Origin of the sequence: Vibrio ostreicida, assembly GCF_013074385.2 — a bacterium.
GTDB classification, from domain to species: Bacteria; Pseudomonadota; Gammaproteobacteria; order Enterobacterales; family Vibrionaceae; genus Vibrio; species Vibrio ostreicida.
The window spans coordinates 626,982-648,770 of sequence record NZ_JABEYA020000002.1 but is presented as its reverse complement, the minus strand read 5'-3'; the positions used below and the strand labels follow the sequence as shown (position 1 = coordinate 648,770).

The window sequence follows — 21,789 nt, the reverse complement described above, 5'->3', positions numbered from 1 at the left end:
ACAATTCGTGAACCGTTACCGACTTAATGAACATGTATTCTGTCTTTGAGTGACCGACGTCTCACCGGTGGATGAGCGAAAGAGCGACGTATCTGTTTGAGGGGGATTTTAATTGCCTAACAGTATCGTCGGCAAACATCGGGGTGAGCCGGGTGGAGATCGGCATAAAAAAAGCAGCCATAAAAATGACTGCTCTTTGTTTGATCTTCAGGCCTTACTCTTTTTTCGAGTCTTTCGCTGGCTTCTTACGTTTGTCAGTTACCTCCCACTGGCCATCAACGTAGAGCGCTGTGTAGCCCGAAGGTTTCCCATCGACTTCTGAGCGAACATAGTTCTCTTTCGATTTACGACTAAAGCGCACCACCATTGGCAGACCATCTGGGTCCTTTTCCGGCGCACTGGCCAAATAATGAAATTTAGGAGAGATTCGGTCTTTGTATCGAACCAGCTCTTCCACCAAAGGTGCGCGAGTTTCACGCGATTTAGGAAAAGTACTAGCGGCAAGGAATAGGCCCGATGCGCCATCGCGCAACACGAAGTAGGCGTCTGAATTTTCACACGGCAGTTCCGGCAAATGAACCGGATCTTCTTTCGGCGGTGCGACCTCTCCATTTTTCAAAATTTTACGAGTGTTCTTACACGTTTCACTCGTACAATCCATATATTTGCCAAAACGACCATTTTTAAGCACCATATCACTTTGGCACTTGTCACACTCGACCACCGGCCCGTCATAACCTTTAACTTTAAACTCACCGTGCTCTACAACATAACCATCACAATTGGGGTTGTTGCCGCAAACATGTACCTTACGTTTGTCATCGATGAGGTAAGCATCCATTGCTGTTTCACAGATAGGGCAACGCTTCTTGGCACGTAGAGCCGCCGTTTCGACGTCTTCCTCAAGCACGTTGATCACGCCATCCTCGTCACCGAGGTTAATGGTCGTTTTACAACGTTCTTTAGGAGGTAACGCGTAACCAGAACACCCAAGGAATACACCGGTAGAAGCAGTGCGGATACCCATAGGCCGATCACATGTTGGGCACTCAATATCGGTATATACGATATTGTTAGGTTTCATACCGCCCAATTCTTCGTCTTGTTCAGCCTTCTCTAGATCGCCTGTAAAATCATTGAAGAAATTATCAAGTACCTGCTTCCAGCTCGCTTCACCAATGGCAATTTGGTCAAGTTTCTCTTCCATTCGAGACGTGAACTCGTAATTCATCAGTTCATCGAAGCTACCGTCAAGACGGTCAGTAACAATCTCTCCCATTTTTTCGGCGAAGAAACGTCGCTGCTCCACTTTAACGTAACCACGATCCTGAATCGTTGAGATAATCGAAGCGTACGTTGATGGACGACCAATACCTCGTTTTTCTAATTCTTTCACTAACGCCGCTTCGGTAAAACGGGCAGGCGGCTTAGTAAAATGTTGCTTAGGATCGAGGTGAATAAGATTAATGCTATCACCAACCTGCACCGCTGGCAGGATTTGGTCTTCGTTCTTGCCTAGAGGACGCTGCACACGAGTCCAACCATCAAACTTTAAGATACGGCCTTTGGCTTTTAGTGTGTATTCGGCCGCTTTCACACTGACGGTGGTAGAATCATATTTTGCTGGTGTCATCTGACACGCAACAAATTGATTCCATATCAGGGCGTACAGCTTGTGGGCGTCCGCATCCATTCCTTGTAAATCATCCGCTTTTACCGCCACGTCTGACGGGCGTATCGCTTCGTGTGCTTCCTGAGCACCTTCTTTGCTGCCATAAAGGGTAGGCTTGCTAGGAAGATAAGCATCACCAAACTCATCGCCGATAAATTCGCGTAATGTCTCAACTGCTTCTTTGCTTAAATTGGTCGAGTCTGTTCGCATATAAGTAATGTAGCCAGCTTCATATAGGCGCTGAGCTAACATCATCGTTTTCTTAACACCATAACTCAGGCGAGTACTTGCGGCTTGCTGCAGAGTTGAGGTAATGAAAGGCGCTGATGGTTTGCTCGATGTCGGGCGGTCCTCACGCTTACACACTTCGTATGACGCTTTCTCAAGGACAGAGATGGCAGAATCCGTCTCAGCCTGATTAGCCGGTTTAAACGCGACACCGTTGCATTGTGAAACCTGAAGACGAAAATCTGTCTTGTCTGCCGTTTTAGTGTCAGCATGAATATCCCAAAATTCTTCTGGGGTAAACGCCTTGATTTCACGTTCGCGCTCAACCAATAGCTTAACGGCCACTGACTGCACCCGCCCTGCTGATAAGCCACGGGCGACTTTTTTCCACAGCAGCGGTGATACCATGAAACCAACAACTCGGTCTAAGAAGCGACGTGCTTGTTGTGCATTGACACCGTCCATACTTAGCTCACCCGGTTTTTGGAAAGCTTGTTGAATGGCATTTTTGGTAATTTCGTTAAACACAACCCGCTTGTATCGCTCTTCATCACCACCGATGATCTCACGAAGGTGCCAAGCGATGGCTTCTCCTTCGCGGTCCAAATCGGTCGCGAGGTAAACGAAATCTGCATCTTCAGCAAGGCTTTGCAGTTCCGCAACGACTTTTTCTTTGCCGGGCAGAACCTGATAATTAGCTTCCCAATCATTAAAAGGGTCGATGCCCATTTTTTTAATCAGTGCTTTGCGGTCTTTCGCTTTTTTGATTTTGGCTTTTTCTTCGGCGCTCAATCCCTTTGTTGAAACGGCCGCTGCCTTTTGACCAGTACTCTGGCCAGCGGTAGGAAGATCACGCACGTGACCCACACTGGATTTTACAATAAAATCTTTACCTAAATACTTATTGATGGTTTTAGCCTTGGCAGGCGACTCCACAATAACGAGTGACTTACCCATATTGCCTCAAGTGTCCTTAATATGACGCATCGAATTATCGAACAGCGTACTTTTAATATTGCTTCTTTTTTTACTATTGAGCGAGAAACCAAGAAGATCAATATCTTTTTTCATTTTCAACATTGACTGGTCGACAAATCATCGAATAGAGCCGTTGTCGAGATTCAGAAAGTGCCACATACTAAACTCGGCTATTATCTTCGGCCAGTGGAACAAAAGAAATTATGCCTTTGGTCACAAAACCTATCGTTTTGTTTTCTTTCCCTTAGAATGATTCTGGATTGATCTCACGCAATGTCTTACCGCTCACCCAGCCTACACTACCTCTAGGATACTAGCCGATAACAAAGTGAGAGAAATACATTGAACAAAAAACAAATAATTTCTAAGTCCGACCTGATACTGATCGCCAACCACCTCATTCAACAGCATAGCGATTATTTACCTGACATGCGGGCAGACAGTGTTAGTGAGCAAAACGGTGTTGTTGTATTCAAGGGGGATTGCCTTCTCGACAAGCATGGATTTCCAAGCACTCACACACCCAAGGTTTTCAATATATTTAAATATCTAACACTTCGGCTTTCCAAAGAATTCACACTGCAACCCTAGTACGCCGCTTGGCGCAGACCCCACCATAGACAAATCAACCCTGATGCTCATCAGCATCAGGGTTAATTCGTCTCATCACCTTGCCTTTAAGCGCTCAGACTAGCGAACTTTTCAAAGTAATCGGGGAAGGTTTTTGAGGTACATTTGGGATCGTTTATCGTGACCGGTGTTTCACTCAATGCCACCAGAGAAAAACACATGGCCATTCGATGATCATCATAAGTATCAATTGCCGCATGCCTTAACTCTAAAGGGGGCGTGATGGAAATATAATCGTCGCCCTCATCAACTTCAGCCCCCACTTTGCGTAGCTCAGTTGCCATCGCAGTGAGTCGATCGGTTTCTTTGACACGCCAATTATAAACATTGCGAATCACCGTGGTACCTTTGGCAAACAAAGCAGCGGTTGCAATGGTCATCGCGGCATCTGGAATGTGATTAAAGTCCATATCTACGGCGTTGAGATCCCCTCCTCGAGCGATAACAAAATCATCGCCCCATTCAATGACTGCGCCCATTTTTTCAATCGCATCAGCAAATTGGATATCCCCTTGGATACTCTTTCTGCCAATTCCAGTGACCTTGATTTCCCCCCCTTTTATTGCTGCGGCAGCAAGAAAGTACGAGGCTGAAGACGCATCCCCTTCAACAAGGAAGTGACCCGGAGAAACATACGACTGACCTTTGTGGATAACAAACTCCTGATAGTCGTGGTTTTCAACGTGAACACCAAATTGGGACATAATGTGAAGAGTAATATCTATGTACGGTTTAGACACCAATTCACCAACAATTTTAATCGTCACGTCATCTTGAGCCAGCGGCGCTGACATAAGAAATGCCGTTAAAAACTGGCTGGATATGGAGCCATCAATTTCTACCACCCCACCTTTAAGCCCCGTCCCTGTAATTTTTATCGGTGGGTAATGCTCGTTTTGCAGGTACTCGATATCCGCTCCGGCCTGTCGTAAAGCATCAACCAAGTGGCCAATAGGACGCTCTTTCATCCTTGGTTCACCGGTCAAAACATACTCGCCTTGTCCTAGACATAAGGCCGCCGCCAGTGGCCGCATCGCCGTCCCTGCGTTACCCAAAAACAGCTCTAGTGCTTGTGGAGCCTCAAAGTTTCGGCCCAAGCCTTCGATTTCACATGTCGTTTTGTCTTGCGAAAGTGAGTAGCGAACACCGAGCTTAGTCAATGCATTCAGCATATGGCGAATATCATCGCTATCAAGCAAATTGGTGAGGCGAGTTGTCCCCGAAGCCAGAGCCGCAAGCAATAAAGCTCGGTTAGACACACTTTTCGACCCCGGTAAGTTGATCTCACCATTGACTTTGTTGATTGGTTGTAACGTAAGGCTTTCCATTAAATTCCGCTATTCCTTGATCGCCAGCTTTCCTGAGCCAGCGATGTACAATTGTTCATAATTGCAGCCTAACGAAAATCGACACCTAAAACCAGATCAAAGTCACAAATAACCCCAATCTTTTGTGAGTAATAATGAACCTCTTTTTACTGGTGCCATCACTCTGCCTCCCCGACAACTGAGTTGAAACATAAGAGATCCAACTTACCAATGCGTAACCGCTCCTCCCGCCCAATCACCCCGCCTCGGCACCCAATCACATTCCTCAGCCCAATGCTTTTGTTGCAACACTTTCTGACTCACTCATCCCCACAATGGACTGTTCCAAAACCACTTGATTCACGGTTCTTTCCATATTTGTCTCTGAGCCTCCATTGGCAAATGGAGGAAAAATGAATAAAATCAATCACCACCTCTTCAAATTTGTCCTCCTGATTCATGGCGATTTATCTAACTGAACTTGACGAAAGCACGCTCTGGTTTCCATCCCCTGATGAGGCTTTGGATGACCCTAATGGGCTACTGGCATTCGGCGGAGACCTCTCACCCGAGCGTCTTTTACTCGCCTATCAGCAGGGTATTTTCCCTTGGTATGGGCCAGGTGAACCACTGCTTTGGTGGAGCCCTTCACCTAGAGCAGTGTTTGACCCTAAAGCATTCAAACCGGCCAAGAGTCTAAGGAAATTTCAAAAAAAACATCGCTACCAGATCAGTATCAACCGAGTCACCGAGCAAGTGATCGATCACTGTGCTGCCGTTAGAACCGCCGATGAAACTTGGTTAAATGAGGACATGCGTAAAGCCTATAAAAAATTGGCCAGATTAGGCCACTGTCACTCTGTGGAAGTGTGGAACAATGAAAAGCTGATTGGCGGCCTGTACGGACTGTCAATTGGCCAGATGTTTTGCGGGGAATCAATGTTCAGTCTTGAGACCAACGCCTCCAAGATTGCGTTGTGGTACTTTTGCGAACATTTCAACGTCCACGGCGGTCAGCTCATCGACTGCCAAGTCATCAATTCACATTTGCTCTCTCTAGGGGCTCAGGAGCTCGACCGTCAAACCTTCATGCAAAGCCTGCTATCCTTTAAACAGAATGAGGTGATGAAGAACTGCTTTGAGCCCCAATGGCTCACCTTTTCTTCACAGGAGAGTCAATGAGTTCCGATTTGCAACAGATACGTATCGGGCTAACTGATAGCCACACTTGCAGCTATTTAAAAGAACAGCAAGAAAGGGTCGCCGTCGCCCTCGAGCCCAGCATGCATAGCCCATCAAGTTATGAGCTGCTCCTTGCTAATGGCTTTCGCCGCAGTGGTGATACGATTTATAAACCACACTGCGACCAATGTCAGGCGTGTCAGGCTATCCGCGTTTCTGTACCCGATATTCACTGGTCTAAAAGTCAGAAGCGCTTGCTCAGCAAAGCGCAACATTTAACATGGGTATTGCGCGAAGAAATGGAACCAGGTTGGTTCGAGCTTTATACCCGATATATCAACGCCCGTCATCGTGATGGGACCATGTACCCGCCGAACAAAAACGATTTTGCTCAGTTTTCCCAATGTCACTGGCTGCGCATTCAATACCTGCATATTTACGATCAAGATCAATTAGTGGCTATTGCCGTCACTGATACCTTGTCTAATTCAGCGAGCGCCTTCTATACCTTTTACGACCCAGAACATGAGTTATCTCTTGGTACTTTAGGTATTTTGTTCCAGTTAAAGTACTGTCAACAAGAAGGAAAACAATGGCTGTATTTGGGTTATCAAATCGACCAATGCCCTGCAATGAATTATAAAGTCCGCTTTCAGCGTCATCAAAGGCTAGTAAATCAGCGTTGGCAAGGGTAGAATACGGCCCAACTTTACTTTTTTCATTTTTATCGGCTTGATTAGACGAAAAAAATATCCATTTTTAAACGAGGATTAAATGGCTAAAGAAGACGTAATTGAGATGCAAGGCACCGTCCTTGATACTCTTCCAAACACAATGTTCCGTGTTGAACTCGAAAACGGCCACGTAGTTACGGCTCACATCTCCGGTAAAATGCGTAAGAACTACATTCGTATCTTAACTGGCGACAAAGTTACTGTAGAGATGACACCATACGATCTGTCTAAAGGTCGCATCGTCTTCCGTGCTCGTTAATCCCTGATTAGCGAAAACAAAAAACGGAGCCATTGGCTCCGTTTTTTGTTTTTATCGTTGTTTACTTATTTAATGCCTGTTTGTAATGCTGACGGCAAACCGACACATAGCGTTCGTTGCCACCAATAGCGACCTGATCCCCTTGCGCTAACGCCTGACCATTTTCATCAGTCCTTATCACCATATTGGCTTTCCGACCACAATGACAGATGGTTTTTAGTTCCACCAACTTGTCTGCCCAAGACAACAAATATTGGCTTCCTTCAAACAATTCACCGACAAAATCCGTTCTCAATCCGTAGCACAGGACAGGAATATTCAGTTTATCTACGACTTCGGTAAGCTGGTAGACCTGTTGTTTGGTCAAAAACTGGCACTCATCGACTAAAATACAATGGCGCTTTTCAACGTCATTGAGTGCAGTGATTTCCTCAAACAAATCAGTATCTGCGCGAAATAGATAGGCGTCTGATTGCAACCCAATACGGGAACTCACTTTGCCAAGGCCGTATCGGTCATCCAGCGCAGCAGTAAAAATGACCGGAGTCATGCCTCGCTCTTGGTAGTTGAAAGAAGACTGAAGAAGAGTGGTTGATTTACCCGCATTCATCGCGGAGTAGTAGAAATACATCTGAGCCACAAACTGCTACCCATGTTAAAAGAAACAAAAAGGGCTGTATTAACAGCCCTGCAATAAACGATCAGTGACGGCGCCACGTTGTGCCGTCTGGGCCATCTTCCAGAACAATGCCCATGTCGTTGAGTTTGTCTCGCGCCATATCAGCGTTCGACCAATCTTTTGATGCACGACTGTCATTACGAAGTTTAATTAATGCTTCGATTGTAGACACTTCATCATCGCTTGCCGCATCGCCTTGAAGGAAGATTTCCGGATCCTGATGCAGTATACCAATCACATCCGCGAGTTCTCGCATCTTAACACCGAGTGCACTCGCCTGTTGCACATTGTCTGATTTTAAACGATTCACGTCACGAGCCATATCAAACAGCACGGAGTAGGCCTCTGGTGTATTGAAGTCGTCATTCATCGCTTGATTAAAACGCGTGACATAGTCTTCACTCTCAGCGGCCGCCACGCTGAGATCCAATCCGCGCAACGATGTGTAAAGTCGTTCCAGAGCAGATCTCGCCTGTTTCAAGTTATCTTCGCTATAGTTCAGTTGACTACGATAATGGCCGGACATCAGGAAGTAACGGATGGTTTCAGCATCATAATGCGCCAACACATCACGGATCGTGAAGAAATTGCCCAAAGATTTAGACATTTTCTCTTTGTCCACCATCACCATACCACTGTGCATCCATGTATTGACATACTGAGTGCCGTGCGCACAGCATGATTGTGCAATTTCATTTTCATGGTGAGGGAATTGAAGATCCGCTCCGCCACCGTGGATGTCAAAGTGATTTCCGAGTATGGATGAGTTCATCGCTGAACATTCAATGTGCCAGCCAGGACGTCCTGCTCCCCATGGTGATGCCCATGTCGGTTCACCCGGTTTCGACATTTTCCATAACACAAAGTCAAGTGGGCTGCGTTTGGCGCTGTCGACATCGACACGAGCACCCGCTTGCAACTGGTCAAGATCCTGTTTTGACAGTTTACCGTATTCATCAAACTTACTGACTTCAAACATAACATCACCGTTGCTCGCCACATAAGCAAAGCCTCGGTCGATCAATTTTTCAACCAGCTCAATAATTTCAGTAATAAACTCTGTCGCACGCGGTTCTCTATCAGGGCGCTTCATATTAAGCGCATCAAAGTCTGAATGCATTTCACCGATAAGACGTTCTGTCAATGAATCACAAGACTCGCCGTTCTCGCTCGCCCTTTTGATGATCTTGTCATCAATATCTGTAATATTACGCACGAAGTTAAGATCATAACCTAGGTATCGTAAGTAGCGTGACACTACGTCAAATGACACAAAGGTACGACCATGACCAATATGACAGAGATCGTAAATAGTTACCCCACAGACGTACATGCCAACCTTGTTGGCATCGATTGGGACGAATTCCTCTTTTTGTCGTGTGAGTGTGTTATAAATCTTTAACATGATCTCTATCTGATTATCTTGATGAAAAAAATGACCGACAGTATACCAATAGGCAAGCCATCAGGTCATCCCTTAAACGCTCAGAAAACCACCACCGAGGCCAATATTCATCAACATAGTGCTATTTTTAACGTACAAAAGTAAGAGAAGTTAATATAGAATTCAGTTTTTACAGTTAAAGCCATAAAAAGGATATCATCATGATCACCCTTCACACCAACTTCGGTGACATCAAGATTCAGTTGAACGAAGAACAAGCCCCAGAAACCTGCGCAAACTTTCTGCAATACTGCCGCGATGGTTTCTACGACAACACACTTTTCCACCGTGTTATCGATGGTTTCATGATCCAAGGTGGTGGCATGGAGTCAGGTCTGAGTGAAAAAACCACTCGCGCACCAATTAAAAATGAAGCGAATAACGGCCTGAGTAATAAAGTGGGTACCCTTGCCATGGCTCGTACTACCGAACCACACTCAGCAAGTTCGCAGTTCTTTATCAATGTCAGTGACAACACCTTCCTTAACTTTCGCAGCGAAAGTATGGACGGTTGGGGCTACTGTGTATTCGCAGAAGTGGCGGAAGGAATGGATGTTGTTAATAAAATCAAAGGCGTTAGCACCGGCGCTTATGGTATGCATCAAGACGTACCGTTAGAAGATGTCGTCATTACTGGCACCACCATCGAAGCATAATAGCGAATCAGGAGAGCCTTTGGCTCTCCTGATTGTTGTCAGGTGAACAAATTTATGACCACTTTATTTATTGCTGACCTCCACCTTTCCCCGATAACACCTGAGACAACCGACTGTTTCGTGAAGTTTATGCGAGATGAGGCGATTCACTCAGATGCCCTGTACGTCTTGGGAGACTTGTTTGAGTTCTGGGTCGGTGACGACGATAATTCCGAATTTTCTCACCGGATCCGACATGAATTTAAACGCCTTACTTCAAAGGGTATACCCTGCTACTTCACTCAGGGAAACCGAGATTTCCTCGTGGGAAAAAGGTTTGCTCGGCAAACTGGGGTAACACTGCTCGGCGACGAAACCGTTATTGACCTCTATGGTGAAAAAGCCGTGGTCTTGCACGGTGACACCTTGTGCACCGAAGATGTCAAGTACCTCCAGTTTAGAGAAACCGTGCATAAGCCTTGGCTACAATGGATATTCAACCGTATCCCTATGCTGATCAAAAAACGCATTGTGGCAAAAGTACAGTCCGACATTCGCACAGACAAAAACACCAAATCCCTCGATATTATGGACGTCACTCAAAGCGAGGTTGAAAAGGTCATGAGGCAACATAATGTTGACCTGATGATTCATGGTCATACTCACAGACCCAATGTCCATACGTTCAATAGCAAAAATGAAACAAAAACCCGAATTGTTTTAGGTGATTGGTATACTCAGGGTTCAGTTCTGGTCTATGCTAAAAGCAGTTTTCAGTTACAGGCTAGGCCTTTTAAGGCAACCAATTTATAGGCAAATAACGGCTTTGTTTGGCGCTAATAGAGGCCTCGCCCAACGAAAAGTGGGTGCTAGGTGTGAATTATTCTTATATTGCTCGTCAACCTATTTTAGATCGTGACAAACACACGGTCGGCTATGAACTTTTGTTTCGGGATGGGCCGAAAAATACCTTTCCCGCCGTCGATCCTGAGCACGCGACCAGTCGTCTGCTCTCCGACCACTTTTTGAATACACATTACGAAACGCTCGGCGACAAATTAGGTTTCATTAACTTTCCTTACCAAAGTTTGATTAACAAGGTGCCCACTTTGTTTCCCAAGGAGAATATGGTCGTCGAAGTGCTCGAAGATTGCCCACCAACCCCAGAGCTCCTCCAAGCAGTCAAGGAAATGGCTGAAATGGGCTATAAAATCGCTCTCGATGATTTTATCCCCAATAAAGAATGGAAAGCGTTTTTGCCCTACATTGCGTTAATCAAGTTTGATATCCGTCTGGTTCCAATTGAAAAAGCTCAGATGTTTATGCTGGGGCTAGGAAATAGTCATATTCAGTTCCTCGCCGAAAAAGTGGAAAACTATGAAGAGTTTGAACAAGCGAAGAAAGCGGGTTTTGAATACTTTCAGGGCTATTTTTTTAGCAAGCCCGAAATGCTCAGTAAAAAATCACTCGAAGCCTCATTTATGACCGTCATCCAGCTTATGACTGAGATATCCAAGGAGCAAATGGACTACTCCATCATCGAATCGATTATCAGTAAAGATGTCGGCCTCTCATTCAAGTTACTCAGTTTTGTCAATTCATCTTCCATCATCAGTAATGAAATTCACTCTTTCAAACAGGCGTTAGTTTACCTAGGAGATGAAAAACTGCGTAAGTTCATCTCACTGGTGGCCCTTGCCGCTTCTCAAGACAGTAAACCTGATTACCTTTATGGTTTGTCTATTCAGCGTGCTCGCTTTTGCGAGTTAATCGGTGCCAACTTTAGAGATCAACTGGGCTCTGGGCAGGCTTTCCTAACGGGGATGTTTTCTCTTCTTGATAGTCTTTTAGATCGGTCTCTCGATAATATCGTCAATGAAATTCCAATTGATGAGGCCATAAAGCTCGCTTTGACAAAAAATGAAGGCATACTAGGGGGCATTATCACCCTAACCAGAGCTTACGAACAGGCTGACTGGGAAAACGTTGCACTTGGCTGCCAAGAAATGGGCTTAAATTCTGATGATTTAAATACCCACTACCAAGCTTCAGTGCAGTGGACCGCCGAACTTTTCTCTGTGTCTGCCAAGTAACGCTCATCCGGAGCATTCATGACACCATGTCCTTGCGGTCATCCGCAACCCTACGAGCAATGCTGTGGGCCAATTCACGCCGATCACGCCAGAGCCCATACCCCAGAGCAGCTGATGCGTTCACGTTATAGCGCTCATGTAAAATGCTTAGCCGACTATGTGGTCGAAACTTACCACCCCAGCTGCCATGCAGAGCAACAAAGAGACGCCATCGAGCAATCCATTGATAGCCGCTGGTGCAAACTTGAAGTGGTTAGCACCGAGCCCGGCCGTGATGATTATGAGGGCTATGTCACATTCAAAGCCTTTTTTGAAGAGGATGGCATTCAGCACTGCCTTGAAGAACGGTCACGATTCGTTCAAGTGAAGGGATTGTGGTACTACATTGACGGTACTTTTCCAAAAACGCATGAAGCATCAAGACCGACGCCAACACTTTCTCACCCTAAACTGGGGCGTAACGACCCCTGTGCCTGCGGCAGCGGTAAAAAATGGAAAAAGTGCTGTGGATGATGCTATCTCTAAAGCAAACAGGAAGACTCTCCTGTTTGCTGTCAACTTATTGATCTTGGTTCGGATTTACCCTGATAATATCCGTATCCTCTGAATCAAATTGTTTTTTGAGTTCAGATTTTGACTTAAAGCTAATCTCACCGCTTTGAGCGACTGTCATATGTTGCGCCTCTACATTATGCTTAAACTGATACAGCATCACAGCTTGCATACAAGAATCTCGCTGATCATTAGAAAGTGGAGTACCTTCGGGCCACTTACCGGTTTCAACGGCGTAAAGAAGACGCTCGTAAGCCTCTGGTGTAATGGCTTGAATTAACTGCTCTGCGTCCATGGTGTATCCTTAAATGGTAAGTGATATGAGAAGAAAATAGCGAGCTTGCACTTTGAGTCAAGACCGCATTGGAAAATAAGTGTAACGGATCACAAGCAAATCAAATTATGAATAATTTTAAAGTACTATTTATAATCAGTTTAGCGTTAGCGCTGTCAGGGTGTTTTGAAGGTAGAAAAAATACCCAGCAACTGTGTGAAAAGCACCCACAGTTACAATGTGAAAGAATGAACCTTGACGATGGCCAATGTCGTGTCCCCAGAACCGACCTAATATGGCATCGTTTTGAAGTGTTCAAACAACCCACACCAAGCAATCTTATCAAAGAATACCACCTAGCAGCAGCCTACAAAAAGTGTCTCGAACTGGCCTCTCAAATTCAACCCATTCAGCAACCCGGTTTAAAACAAAAACGTTTTGACGCTCTGGTAAACTCAGGTGACGACCTTGAATCATTGGTCGTTCGGATAAGAGAGTCTAGCGCCCCTGAAGCCCTGTATTTCTTATGGAGTCAAACTGGGGACGACGCATCGAAAAGGAGCTTTTTACAGCTAGAAGGAACGCCAGCGCTCAACACTGCCGAGATGCAATACGCACTCGCTACTTTCTATACGAGCCGCGATCAAGAGAAAACATTAACGCTTCTTAACAAATCCTTAGAGCTTGGTAATGGGGACAATATTAACCTCGATATCTTTAAATCTCTTGCCAGCATCAATTATCAACTTGGCCGAAAAGAACAAGCCTATGTCTGGGCAATGGTTACCAGCGAGTTTGACGAGGCCAGCATGCCTTCATTACAGGAAACACACTTGCTTTATGGTTTTAGCAAAGAAAAGTACGCACAACTTGACGATCTCGCCGGTGACGTAGAGAGCGCAATCAGCAAAGGACGCTACAACAGCAGCCTGTTGGCGACGCTAAATAAGAAATAGCGCCTGAAAGGATGAAACAAACATCGGTGGATTATTCACCGCTTTCACTCGAATTGTTGAAAATTAACGACACAGAGTTGATACAAAATCGCTCACCGGTTGTGTTCGGCCCATCATTAAAAACGTGACCAAGATGGCTATCACAGGCTGCACAACGAATCTCAGTACGCACCATTCCGTGACTTAGATCTTCTAAATACCTTATCGCCTCATCGTTAATTGGCGCATCAAAACTGGGCCAACCACACCCTGAATCATATTTATTATTGGATAGAAACAGCGGAGAATGGCAGCAAGTGCACGTATAGATACCGGCGTCTTTGTTGTGAAGTAACGTCCCAGAAAAAGGCGCTTCTGTCCCTTGTCTACGACAAATTCTGTATTCTTCTTCCGAGAGAGTCTCACGCCAGTATTCATCTGGCTTTGATTGTTTTTTCATTGATTCTTTCACCTTGATTTATATCGATTTTTAAGCACTGTTCGCCAACTTTCTGTGCGAAAAACTTGCGCAGTTTACCAGTTGTGACACATACTTTTAAACGACGACAGTAAGAGTTAAATACGGGTGTCAGGTTGAACATCATATTGACCCTCTGACCTATTTTACTTCAACTGCTTGAACAAGAAACCCATGATCCGGTCAAAACATAGCCAATTGTGACTCATTGTGAAAAAAAGCGACGCTTTTTTTTGACTTTAAACAAGTTAAGTCCGATTATCTGTTGCAGATTTTAACTGGATTCTGTAATTTTACTACCAGTTATCTTTAATCAGAAATTAAGTTGTGGAGCAACTATAATGACTATCAAAGTAGGTATTAACGGTTTTGGCCGTATCGGTCGTTTCGTATTCCGTGCAGCGCAAGAGCGCAATGACATCGAAGTTGTTGGCATCAATGACCTTATCGACGTTGAATATATGGCTTACATGCTTAAGTACGATTCAACGCATGGTCGCTTCAACGGTACTGTTGAAGTTGAAGGCGGAAACCTGATTGTTAACGGTAAAACAGTACGTGTAACAGCAGAACGCAACCCAGAAGATCTTAAATGGGATGCAATCGACGTAGACGTAGTTGCTGAAGCAACGGGTCTTTTCCTAACTGACGAGACAGCACGTAAACACATCACTGCTGGCGCTAAGAAAGTTGTCCTTACAGGTCCTTCGAAAGACGCAACGCCTATGTTTGTTATGGGCGTAAACGACGCTACTTACGCAGGTCAAGACATCGTTTCTAACGCTTCTTGTACGACTAACTGTCTAGCGCCTGTAGCGAAAGTTCTTAACGACAAGTTCGGTATCGAATCTGGTCTTATGACTACCGTTCACGCGACGACAGCAACTCAAAAAACGGTTGATGGTCCTTCTGCTAAAGACTGGCGCGGTGGCCGTGGTGCTTCTCAAAACATCATCCCATCTTCAACGGGTGCAGCGAAAGCCGTAGGCGTTGTTCTTCCAGAACTGAATGGCCTTCTAACGGGTATGGCTTTCCGCGTACCAACTGCTAACGTTTCTGTCGTTGACCTAACTGTTAACCTTAAGACGGCTGCATCTTACGAAGCAATCTGTGCTGCGATGAAAGAAGCGTCTGAAGGCGAGCTTAAAGGTGTTCTAGGTTACACTGAAGACCAAGTAGTATCACAAGATTTCATCGGTGAAGTTCAAACTTCAGTCTTCGATGCTAAAGCGGGTGTTGCTCTGACGGACAAATTCGTTAAAGTTGTATCTTGGTACGACAACGAAATTGGCTACTCAAACAAAGTTCTAGACCTAGTTGCACACATCTCTAAGTAATTGAGATTTGTAACCAATTAGTGTGACTTGTGTTTGATGCATAAGACATAAAAAAGGCGGCTCTTGAGTCGCCTTTTTGTTATCTGAATTTTGTGTTTAGATGACAGCTCAATACTGGTTCAAGCGGTGCTACTTCTTCTCCGCTATTCCACCCTCGCACACTGAGTATTGAACTGTCATTTCTCAAACTCTGGAGAGACCAATGGACTTACTATCCCTTCCTGTACTCACAGTACTTTCTGACAACGTGACTATTGTCGAAAAGGACAACGTGAAAATTGTACGTATTATTCATGAGAAAGCGACAGCGGGGATCGCTTTGCATGGCGGCCATGTCGTCTCTTTTGCACCAAAAGGCCAAGACGATCTCATCTGGATGAGTGATCAGGCAATTTTCGATGGTAAAGCGGCGTTGCGAGGTGGCATTCCGGTATGTTGGCCTTGGTTTGGCCGCATTGCCACACCAGCACATGGCTTTGCGCGTAACAGCGAATGGCATATCGCTGAGCTCACACAAGACGCACAAAACATCATGTTGGTACTTGAACTCAAATCATCAGAAGACACATTAGAAATTTGGCCCTATCAGTTCAGCGCACGTCTGCTTATTGAGGTCGGTAGTGAGCTCAAGGTCACCCTCGATGTGACCAATACCGATAGCCAAGAATGGACATTTTCTGGGGCCCTTCACACTTACCTTAACGTCGGCAATGTCCAAGATGTCACAACCACTGGAATGGGCCTTGACTATATTGATCAGCTCAAGCAAGGTCAACAATGCCAAGGAAGTGATGTCTTGCAGTTAAACCATGCTATTGACCGCGTTTATACTCAACCAGACAACGTTATTGCTGTCATAGATCCACGCATTGACCGAACGCTACGGGTCGAAAACCAAGGGCATAATGCCGCTGTTCTTTGGAACCCTTGGGCATCAGGTGCCCAATTGATCAACGATATGGCAGACAACGGCTACCAAACAATGCTGTGTGTTGAGTCGACACTGCATGCAAGCCGTTTAGAAAAAGGCAAAACCCTGCGACCTGGTGAAAGTTACCCGCTCTCTACACGCATTAGCGTCCAATAATGCCCCAACTTAGGTGGGATTGAACACCACTAAAGCATCATGAGTATCGCGTTGAAAAACGGCTTAATGTGCGCGTTACTCGTGCCCTCTATGAAGCCTCATGTCCGTGACTCGACTAGTGTCCACATCCTGTTCCTGTTAACATTCATTCTCTATATTTTTTCAGAGTTCACTATGTCATATACCTGTCCTTTATGCGATTTAAGCCTGTCACTGAATGAGAGGACTTATCGCTGTGACAATGCCCATACTTTCGATTTAGCGAAAGAGGGGTATGTCAACCTGATGCCCGTCCAGCATAAGCGGTCTATCGACCCAGGTGACAATAAAGAAATGATGCAGGCACGAAGACGTTTTCTTGAAAAAGACTATTATCATCCTCTCAAATATAAAGTCGCCGAGGTCTGCAAAGCGTACCTTAAAAACACCTCGCATCAATTACTGGATATTGGCTGTGGAGAAGGCTATTACACCAATGAAGTCGCGACACATCTTGCCCAACAGCACCCCGATTCTTCGACCTACGGCTTAGACATTTCCAAAATCGCCATTCGATATGCCGCCAAACGCTATGCCAATTGCCTGTTTAGTGTCGCGTCAAGCCACAGGCTGCCTTTCGCTGACAGCGGCCTTGATGCGGTGCTGCGTATCTACGCCCCCTGTAAAGCCGAGGAATTGTGTCGAGTGCTTAAGCCAAATGGGGTTGTCATCACCGTATCCCCTGCCAGTCGACACCTATATCAGCTTAGGGAACATATCTATGATGACGTCCGTTTACACAGTGAATCTGCCGAGCAACTCAGTGGCTTTGAACTTGTTGAACAGCTCAAGTTAAGTTACTCAATGACCTTACACAATGGGGATGGCCTTGATCTTTTGCAGATGACCCCGTTTGCGTGGAAAGCGACCGATACCCTACGTAAAACTCTCGCGTCCTCTGACCCTTTTACCTGTGACGCCGATTTTCTCATCCGAGCCTATCGAAAAACGTAAACAATTCTCATTTAAATTGAGTTCTAGCCCTAGCTCGATTACTATGCCTCAAAACAAATTTTGAGGCATACTGATGCATAAATTGACGAGTCTAGCGCTGATAGCGTTCTCGCTGTCCGCCTGCTCCACCCTTCCCGAACCGAAGGTCAGTAACTTCTACGACTATCAGCTCTATTCACCTGATGCAAGACCTCTGACACTCACCGCGTTACCAAACAAACTCATTGATGCAGACGTTATCCTTGTCGGTGAATTCCACACTCATCCTGGTATCCATCATTTTCAAACGGATCTGCTGCAACGTCTGACGGCTTCAGCAACACAGTCATCAAAGCGCGTCACGTTGTCCATGGAACAATTTTCCCGCGAGAGCCAGCCGGTCTTGAACAACTACCTGTCCGGACAAATCGGCGAACAGACACTTATGCAAAACGCCAACGCTTGGCCTAACTACGAAAGTGATTATCGCCCGTTGATGGAATTGGCGAAAACACATCAGATCGATGTCATTGCGGCCAATGCACCAAAGTCAATTGTGCGCTGCGTTGGTAGACAAGGTCTTGATTATTTGGACAAACTCAGCCCAAAACAACGACTCAATATCGCAAAAAATATTGAGACCTCACCCAGCCCGTATAAACAAAAGTTTATGGCTTCAATGCACCATGGGCAATCAGACCAGACTGAAAAACAATTCGCAGCCCAAATGGTTTGGGATGAAACCATGGCGGAAAGTATCACCAATCACCTCGAACAGTATCCAAATGCTCAAGTGCTGCACATCGCGGGTCGTTTTCACATTGAGCAAGGGCTTGGGACCAAAGCATCCATTCTTAATAGAAACCCAGATCTCAATGTCGTCGTCGTATCGCCTGTCTTGGAACCCAGCACTGATAGCCATGATTTCCAACTGAAGGTTCTCGATCTCCCCGTACGTTATCAACAGAGGGAGAATCGCAATAAGGCTTACCAAAAACTGAGTCAACGTCATCAAGACCTGACCTGTCTCTGATGCGTATCTTTGGCTGATTAATATGGCGCTAGTTTAACTGCATAATTTTTGGTCAAAATTCGTCGCGGTCATTTCGGTATTTATTCATTCACGTGACGTATTCTCCACTTTTTGAACAGGTTTTTGTCTGGCACTTAAAAAACAGGCACACTTTGTGCTTGCATAAAATTCATACAAAACTTGTCAAGTTTTACTTTTCATGGTCGATACACTAACAAGGATGATGTAAGGAGATCGCGATGACACCAGTAGGAATGGAGCCAGCTAAGCTGACGCCAGCCCAGCAGGTAAAGCCTCAAACAGCGACAAGCGGCCCCGATAAAGGCCCGGCTCCTCTTAAAGTTGAGCAGAATAAAGTGACACTTTCCGAGGAAGGAAAAGCCTTGCTTGCCGCATTGCAAGAGATCGATAAAGAAGCCAAAGAAGACAAAACCGTTGGCGATAAAGTTGAATCATTTGCACATGGTGCTTTGGGCATAGACCAACCTGACAAAATAAAAGAAGAGGAAGATGGCGCATACTCAGCGGGGCAATATCTTTCCGCTGCGGCAACGGTAGGCGGAATACTTCTTGCCCTTATTTGAAAACCGGCTGACGTCCGGTTTTCTGCGTTCAACTCTTACCACTTCGCCCTCACTTTCTAGCGTCTGTCCAAGATGCCGTTAAAGTATGGCATTCCATTTGAATCCCAATATTCAGATCGCGCTCTGATTGTGTTTGCCATTCCCATCACGCTCCCTACCCACTCTTAATATATCTCTCATTTTTACGGGCTTTTTTCATGCCATATCCCACAAAAACCCTATGTCACCATAACATTACAAATTAATTCATTGATGACACAAATATGAAATGTAACAGTGATTTAATCGGGACGCTTTCATAAATAAGGATAATTCGGTGAAATACTTAACGAAAACTCTCATCGCGACAGTGGCGACTTCAGCCTTCTCTTTCAACGCACTTTCTGCACAAATTAACAACGTGATTCTCATGATTGGCGACGGTATGGGCCCCCAGCAGGTTGGTTTACTTGAAACGTATGCCAACAATGCTCCTCATTCAGTTTATCAAGGTCACTCTACCGCCCTATTCAAGATTGCTCAGGAAGGGGTTATCGGCTCATCTCTTACCCATCCGGAAGATGCCATCGTTGTTGATTCAGCCTGTTCTGCTACCATGCTTTCAACCGGTGTCTACACGGGTTCGGAAGTGATCGGGGTTGATGGTCAAGGGCATCATATCGAAACGGTTTTAGAAAAAGCCAAAAGAATGGGCAAGGCCACCGGGCTAGTCTCTGATACGCGCTTAACCCATGCAACACCGGCCGCTTTTGCAGCGCATCAGCCGCACCGTTCTTTGGAAAATGACATCGCCTCAGATATGCTCAAAACAGGGCCGGATGTCATGCTCTCAGGAGGGCTACGTCACTGGATCCCGAAGTCCACGAACGACAAAGGCACCACCTATCAGCAGCTTGAACGTCTCACTCAAGGGGATGTTTACTTAAAATCCAAACGTAAAGACGACCGCAACCTTCTCACTGAAGCGCAACAGCAAGGCTATACACTGGCGTTTAACCGCGACATGATGGCCAATGCAAAAGGGGACAAGCTGCTGGGCCTCTTTTCCTATTCTGGAATGAATGATGGCATCGCCTACAGCATGAGTAAGACGGATCCAAACCGCACACAGCCAAGCCTAAAAGAAATGACCAATAAAGCTCTCGATATCCTTTCTAAGGATAAAGATGGCTTTTTCTTGATGGTAGAAGGAGGCCAGATAGACTGGGCTGGCCACAGTAATGACGCCGGAACCATGCTACATGAACTGCTTAAGTTCGATGAGGCCATTAATGCGGTTTATGAATGGGCGAAAGGTCGTGACGATACCATAGTGATAGTAACCGCAGACCACGAAACAGGCTCATTTGGCTTCAGTTATTCTTCCCAAGACTTACCGAAGCCACAAGCGCGTCAAGGGGAAGCCTTCTCCACTCGCAACTACGCGCCCAACTTTAACTTTGGTGCGTTCGAAATCCTAGACGGTCTTTATAACCAGAAGAAGAGCTACTACGGCATTGTCGACGAATTTCAAAAGCTGGACAATAATCAACAAACCGCGGCAAAATTTGCTGAGTTAGTCAACAAGAATACAGACTTCCCGATCACATCCGGTCAAGCTGCTAAGGTGCTAGCAAGCAAACCGAACCCGTACCAACTTGCAGGCCACAAATACCTTTCAGCAGAGAAAATTCCTGCGATTAACGACTTCGATGCTTTCTTCCCCTACAACGACCGTGGCAACCTACTCGCCCGTGAACAAGCAACTGGCCAAAACATTGTTTGGGGGACTGGCACACACACCCATACACCCGTCAATGTTTTTGCATGGGGGCCTGCTGAATCGATTATTCCTGTGTCTAAGATCATGCATCACTCAGAACTGGGGGAATACATCAAAGAACAGGTTAAATAACAAGCGTCATTTCTTAGAGTGGACTCGCACATTCCGCTCGATGAAAGATGAGCAAAATCAAAAGCGCTCGGTCCCGAGCGCTTTTTTGTGCGCCTGACCACTCACACTGGCAAAGGCCCGAAAGACACATCACTTTGAGTTGACATAAGATCATAATAATACCTCTCCTTTTTCTAATCGATGACTAATTTTGATATGCTCATTGTTAAATAAAATAATGAGCAACTGATTTATGGCTAAAGATAACTACCCTTTCCCTCCTTCCCGATCGATGTATTGGTCTGATCCAAGTACGACGACGACCTATGAGGAAGCGGTCGCCATGTTTGAGGCGCAAACCGAAAAACAAAGAGAAATGCTGAATAACCCGCTCATCTCGCCTAAGACCCAAAAGATGAAGGCGAAAAAGCAAGCACAAAAAGAAGCGATGGAGAAAGAAAAGCAAGAAACGACCTCCAAAGAGCAGTGGCTACCAGTTGAAGGCAATTTCCCGCTATTGGTTTATGAAACACAAAAGAAAATGGATGATTTTGATGCGCCTGATATGACTTTTGGGGATGAAGAGCGTTCTCATATCGAATCTTATGGTTTTACGCAACCATTTAAGAACAAAACCTATTATTCTCCATCAAGAGGATATGATGTCATCACAGAAGATCAGTTTAAATTACCAGCAAGCGAGCATTTTAAGCGGATGCGGAGTTTGGCTGATGATTTGCTTTTTGGGAGAGGTTTTTCATCAAAAGGGGAAACGAACGCAATTTTTTTGAAATGGTGAATAAATTTGAGCGTAACGAGGGGG

At 45.5% G+C, this 21,789-nt stretch carries 22 protein-coding genes; 16 read left to right on the top strand and 6 right to left on the bottom strand.

Annotated features, from left to right (window positions below):
- Positions 1 to 214: 214 nt before the first annotated feature.
- On the bottom strand, positions 215 to 2,857 hold the full coding sequence (gene topA, locus HLM86_RS06785; RefSeq protein ID WP_076587201.1) for a type I DNA topoisomerase: 2,643 nt from the start codon (positions 2,855 to 2,857) through the stop codon (positions 215 to 217).
- Between the two features lie 363 nt (positions 2,858 to 3,220).
- Between topA and HLM86_RS06780 the strand changes: the two genes are divergently transcribed.
- Complete coding sequence (locus HLM86_RS06780; RefSeq protein ID WP_076587203.1) at positions 3,221 to 3,469, top strand: DUF2498 family protein; 249 nt, start codon at positions 3,221 to 3,223, stop codon at positions 3,467 to 3,469.
- Positions 3,470 to 3,555: 86 nt separating this feature from the next.
- Here HLM86_RS06780 and aroA read toward each other — a convergent pair whose 3' ends face one another.
- Positions 3,556 to 4,836: a 3-phosphoshikimate 1-carboxyvinyltransferase gene (aroA, locus tag HLM86_RS06775; RefSeq protein WP_076587204.1), complete on the bottom strand. Its 1,281-nt coding sequence runs from the start codon at positions 4,834 to 4,836 to the stop codon at positions 3,556 to 3,558.
- Between the two features lie 438 nt (positions 4,837 to 5,274).
- On the opposite strand from aroA, the gene aat reads away from it, so the two are divergent.
- The 3 genes from aat (at position 5,275) to infA (ending at position 6,990) form a co-directional block, all read left to right on the top strand.
- Positions 5,275 to 5,997, top strand: a complete 723-nt coding sequence (gene aat, locus HLM86_RS06770) for a leucyl/phenylalanyl-tRNA--protein transferase (protein ID WP_170882451.1) — start codon at positions 5,275 to 5,277, stop codon at positions 5,995 to 5,997.
- A complete protein-coding gene (locus HLM86_RS06765; protein ID WP_170882450.1) occupies positions 5,994 to 6,692 on the top strand; it encodes an arginyltransferase in 699 nt (232 codons plus the stop codon). Before aat ends, HLM86_RS06765 begins: the two co-directional genes overlap by 4 nt.
- Positions 6,693 to 6,771: 79 nt before the next feature.
- Complete coding sequence (infA, locus tag HLM86_RS06760) at positions 6,772 to 6,990, top strand: translation initiation factor IF-1 (RefSeq protein WP_001040192.1); 219 nt, start codon at positions 6,772 to 6,774, stop codon at positions 6,988 to 6,990.
- Between the two features lie 61 nt (positions 6,991 to 7,051).
- Here infA and HLM86_RS06755 read toward each other — a convergent pair whose 3' ends face one another.
- Together HLM86_RS06755 and cysS are read right to left on the bottom strand one after the other, a co-directional pair.
- Positions 7,052 to 7,630: a thymidine kinase gene (locus tag HLM86_RS06755; protein ID WP_076587210.1), complete on the bottom strand. Its 579-nt coding sequence runs from the start codon at positions 7,628 to 7,630 to the stop codon at positions 7,052 to 7,054.
- A gap of 61 nt (positions 7,631 to 7,691) precedes the next feature.
- Positions 7,692 to 9,074, bottom strand: coding sequence for a cysteine--tRNA ligase (gene cysS / locus HLM86_RS06750; protein ID WP_170882449.1), 1,383 nt, complete (start codon positions 9,072 to 9,074; stop codon positions 7,692 to 7,694).
- Positions 9,075 to 9,274: 200 nt separating this feature from the next.
- Between cysS and HLM86_RS06745 the strand changes: the two genes are divergently transcribed.
- The 4 genes from HLM86_RS06745 to HLM86_RS06730 all read left to right on the top strand — a co-directional run bounded on the left by HLM86_RS06745 (position 9,275) and on the right by HLM86_RS06730 (position 12,354).
- On the top strand, positions 9,275 to 9,769 hold the full coding sequence (locus HLM86_RS06745; protein ID WP_076587215.1) for a peptidylprolyl isomerase: 495 nt from the start codon (positions 9,275 to 9,277) through the stop codon (positions 9,767 to 9,769).
- A gap of 54 nt (positions 9,770 to 9,823) precedes the next feature.
- Positions 9,824 to 10,561: a UDP-2,3-diacylglucosamine diphosphatase gene (lpxH, locus tag HLM86_RS06740; RefSeq protein ID WP_170882448.1), complete on the top strand. Its 738-nt coding sequence runs from the start codon at positions 9,824 to 9,826 to the stop codon at positions 10,559 to 10,561.
- A 62-nt stretch (positions 10,562 to 10,623) separates the two neighbouring features.
- The gene (locus tag HLM86_RS06735) at positions 10,624 to 11,841 is read left to right on the top strand and encodes an EAL and HDOD domain-containing protein (RefSeq protein WP_170882447.1); all 1,218 of its coding nucleotides are present in this window, start codon (positions 10,624 to 10,626) and stop codon (positions 11,839 to 11,841) included.
- An 18-nt stretch (positions 11,842 to 11,859) separates the two neighbouring features.
- Positions 11,860 to 12,354 (top strand): YchJ family metal-binding protein, encoded by a 495-nt coding sequence (locus tag HLM86_RS06730; protein ID WP_076587219.1) that lies wholly within the window; start codon positions 11,860 to 11,862, stop codon positions 12,352 to 12,354.
- 46 nt (positions 12,355 to 12,400) lie between these two features.
- Here HLM86_RS06730 and HLM86_RS06725 read toward each other — a convergent pair whose 3' ends face one another.
- A complete protein-coding gene (locus HLM86_RS06725; RefSeq protein WP_076587221.1) occupies positions 12,401 to 12,688 on the bottom strand; it encodes a YeaC family protein in 288 nt (95 codons plus the stop codon).
- 107 nt (positions 12,689 to 12,795) lie between these two features.
- Between HLM86_RS06725 and HLM86_RS06720 the strand changes: the two genes are divergently transcribed.
- Positions 12,796 to 13,623 carry a DUF2989 domain-containing protein gene (locus HLM86_RS06720; RefSeq protein ID WP_076587223.1) on the top strand — a complete coding sequence of 276 codons (828 nt, stop codon included), beginning with the start codon at positions 12,796 to 12,798 and terminating at the stop codon, positions 13,621 to 13,623.
- A gap of 31 nt (positions 13,624 to 13,654) precedes the next feature.
- Here the strand turns inward: HLM86_RS06720 and msrB are convergent, their stop codons facing one another.
- Complete coding sequence (msrB, locus tag HLM86_RS06715) at positions 13,655 to 14,062, bottom strand: peptide-methionine (R)-S-oxide reductase MsrB (RefSeq protein ID WP_217702107.1); 408 nt, start codon at positions 14,060 to 14,062, stop codon at positions 13,655 to 13,657.
- Between the two features lie 359 nt (positions 14,063 to 14,421).
- Here msrB and gap point away from each other — a divergent pair, with 359 nt between their 5' ends.
- The 7 genes from gap (at position 14,422) to HLM86_RS20185 (ending at position 21,765) form a co-directional block, all read left to right on the top strand.
- Positions 14,422 to 15,417, top strand: a complete 996-nt coding sequence (gene gap, locus HLM86_RS06710; protein ID WP_076587227.1) for a type I glyceraldehyde-3-phosphate dehydrogenase — start codon at positions 14,422 to 14,424, stop codon at positions 15,415 to 15,417.
- Between the two features lie 202 nt (positions 15,418 to 15,619).
- Positions 15,620 to 16,504: a D-hexose-6-phosphate mutarotase gene (locus HLM86_RS06705; protein WP_170882445.1), complete on the top strand. Its 885-nt coding sequence runs from the start codon at positions 15,620 to 15,622 to the stop codon at positions 16,502 to 16,504.
- 174 nt (positions 16,505 to 16,678) lie between these two features.
- The gene (gene rlmA / locus HLM86_RS06700; RefSeq protein WP_076587232.1) at positions 16,679 to 17,497 is read left to right on the top strand and encodes a 23S rRNA (guanine(745)-N(1))-methyltransferase; all 819 of its coding nucleotides are present in this window, start codon (positions 16,679 to 16,681) and stop codon (positions 17,495 to 17,497) included.
- Between the two features lie 73 nt (positions 17,498 to 17,570).
- A complete protein-coding gene (locus tag HLM86_RS06695; protein WP_170882444.1) occupies positions 17,571 to 18,509 on the top strand; it encodes a ChaN family lipoprotein in 939 nt (312 codons plus the stop codon).
- Between the two features lie 254 nt (positions 18,510 to 18,763).
- Entirely contained in the window at positions 18,764 to 19,093 is a 330-nt protein-coding gene (locus tag HLM86_RS06690) for a hypothetical protein (protein WP_245798170.1), read from the top strand.
- A 316-nt stretch (positions 19,094 to 19,409) separates the two neighbouring features.
- Positions 19,410 to 20,987 (top strand): alkaline phosphatase, encoded by a 1,578-nt coding sequence (locus HLM86_RS06685; RefSeq protein WP_076587238.1) that lies wholly within the window; start codon positions 19,410 to 19,412, stop codon positions 20,985 to 20,987.
- Positions 20,988 to 21,219: 232 nt separating this feature from the next.
- Positions 21,220 to 21,765, top strand: a complete 546-nt coding sequence (locus HLM86_RS20185) for a hypothetical protein (protein ID WP_254868764.1) — start codon at positions 21,220 to 21,222, stop codon at positions 21,763 to 21,765.
- The last annotated feature ends 24 nt before the right edge of the window (positions 21,766 to 21,789 follow it).